Origin of the sequence: Kytococcus sp. HMSC28H12, assembly GCF_001816045.1 — a bacterium.
GTDB classification, from domain to species: Bacteria; Actinomycetota; Actinomycetes; order Actinomycetales; family Dermatophilaceae; genus Kytococcus; species Kytococcus schroeteri.
This window is the reverse complement of the sequence record NZ_KV824328.1, coordinates 1-2,475: the sequence shown is the minus strand read 5'-3', so window position 1 is coordinate 2,475 and position 2,475 is coordinate 1. Positions and strand designations below refer to the sequence as shown.

The window sequence follows — 2,475 nt, the reverse complement described above, 5'->3', positions numbered from 1 at the left end:
GCCGGCGGCACCCCGCCGGGCGCCGAGGCGGCCCGCGCGGCCGACGCCCAGGTGCGTCGCGCCGTGGACCTCCTGACGCGCACGACCTCCCGAGGTGAGACCCGATGAGCTCCCCCCTGAACTCCCCCGCCGGGGCACCCCACGACGGCGCGCGCCCCGGCACCCCCCGCCGTGGTCGTCCCTGGGAGCGCACGCAGCCGGTCTCGGCACTGCTCGTGACAGGGCTCCTGCTCACGGTCTTCTGGCCGGCCACCCACCTCTTCGCCGACGGCGGGTGGTGGGGGTCCACGGTGCGCCTCGTGCTGGCGCTCGTGGCCACCTCGGCCGTGGTGCGCCTGCTCACCGGCTCAGCCGTGCTGGGCAGCCTGGTCCAGGGGCTGGTGGCCCTGGTGTGGCTGCTGCGCGGGACGCTCGCCGGCACCCTCGCCCTGGGCGTGCTGCCCACGCCCGCCACGGCCACCGCCGTGGCCGAGCACGTGCGGGCCACCGGCGAGCTGCTCGCCGTGGCCTCGGCCCCGGTGCCCGCCGACCCCTCGCTCACCTTCTGCCTGCTGGCGCTCGTGGCGCTGGTGACCGTGCTCACCGACTCCGCCGTGCACACCGCCCGCTCGGTGCTCGTGGCCGCCATCGCACCGCTGCTGGTGTTCGTGACCCTGGCCGCCAACCGCACCACCCACGAGCCGTGGTGGTGGTTCCTCGTGCTGGCCCTGCTGTTCACCGCCCTGCTGGCCCTGCACCGCTCCTCGGAGACCGCCGACGACGCGGCCCGCGGCCAGGGCGTGACGGGCGCCCCGGGGCGTGGCGTGCTGCTGGCGACGGCCGTCGTGCTCACCGCCGCCGCCGTGGCGGCCGCCCTGGTGGTGCCGGCGACGCTGCCGCAGCGCGACCAGCAGCTCTCCGGGCGCGGCCTGGCCGAGAACACCTCCCTGACCACGGTGGACTTCACCGAGTCCATGGACCTGCGTGCCGACCTCACCAGCGGTGACGAGCGCCCGGTGGTGCTCTGGCACAGCTCCTCGGACGACCCGGGCCCGCTGCGGATCACCGCCACCGATCGGTTCGCCGACGACCGATGGCAGCCCGTGGAGGGCCGGGCGGCCGCCGAGGTGCTGCGCGACCCGCGGGCGGTGCAGGGCACCGTGCCGGACAAACTGCCGCGGGTGGACTGGGCCGACGTGCTCAAGAGCTCCACCGAGCAGTTCGCGGTGACCGCCACCGGCATCCGGCCGCCCTTCCTGGCCACGCCCTCGTTCCCGGTGGACCTGCGCTCCCCCGTGGCCGTCACCGGTGACCCGCGCACGGACGCGGTGTGGGTGGCCGAGGAGGCCCAGCGCTACGAGGGCGCGGTCCTGGAGCCGCGCGTACCGGAGAAGCTGCGCACCGACGGCGGCCAGAACGCCGACGACGTGACCGCCGCCAGCCTGGAGGTGCCGCAGGAGCTGCAGGCCGCCGTGAGCGAGGCCAACGCCGAGGCGGTGGACCCGCAGGCCGCCCCCCTGGACAAGGCCCGCGCCATGCAGGCCTGGCTGCGCAACGGCGACTTCCGGTACTCGCTGGACGCCGCCGAGCCGCAGGCCGGGGAGTCGATGGTGGAGGCCTTCCTGCGCGAGCGGCGCGGCTACTGCACCCAGTACGCGACCACGATGATCATGATGGCCCGGCAGCAGGGCATCCCGGCCCGCATGGCCATGGGCGTGCTGCCGGGTGAGGAGACCGGCGAGCAGCTGGGCCGGGGGTCCGACGTGGGCCCCGAACGCCTGGTCCGCCGCAACGACGCCCACGCGTGGCCGGAGCTGTACTTCGAGGGCGTGGGCTGGCTCCGCTTCGAGCCGACCCCCTCGAGCCGCGCCTCCGCGGCGCCGGAGTACAGCCAGCCGACCGCCGCGCCGAGCACGCTGCCCTCGACCTCGCCCTCCCCCAGCGAGGCCTCGCCGTCGCCGAGCGAGAGTTCGTCCGACGCCTCGGCGTCCCCCTCCCCGTCGTCCTCCTCCGACGAGGCCTCCCCCTCGCCGTCCTCGGAGGACGCCGGCCAGTCGTCCACCGGCGCCCCGGCCTGGCTCGAGTGGGTGCTCACGGCCCTGGGCGTGCTCCTGCTGGTGGCCCTGGCGCTGGCGGTGCAACCCTGGCGGGCGCGCCGCGCACGGGCCCGCGTGCTCGAGCGCGAGGACTCCCCCTGGTCGGCGGCCTGGGAGGTGCTGCGTCTGGACCTGCTGGACCGCGGCATCACCACCCGCGCCGCGGACACCGTGCACGGCCAGGCGGCCCACCTGCTGGCCCAGCGGCCGGGCCTGGACGACCGTCCCCTGCACGAGCTGGCGCAGCGGGTGGACGACGCCCGCTACGCCCGCCCGGTCGAGGGCGGCGCCGGACCGGAGGCCGAGCGGGCCGAGGCCGACGCGCTGCGCGAACAGGTCGTCGCCTCGCTCGACGCCACCGAGGGCGGCGTCGACCGTCTCAAGCGGGTGCTCTTCCCCG

General features: G+C 76.5%; 1 protein-coding gene. It reads left to right on the top strand.

All coding sequences use genetic code 11. The features are described 5' to 3' along the window. Positions 1-104: 104 nt before the first annotated feature. Positions 105-2,475: transglutaminase domain-containing protein (locus tag HMPREF3099_RS02750; protein WP_070703727.1), on the top strand; the 2,371-nt coding region annotated here is incomplete at its 3' end.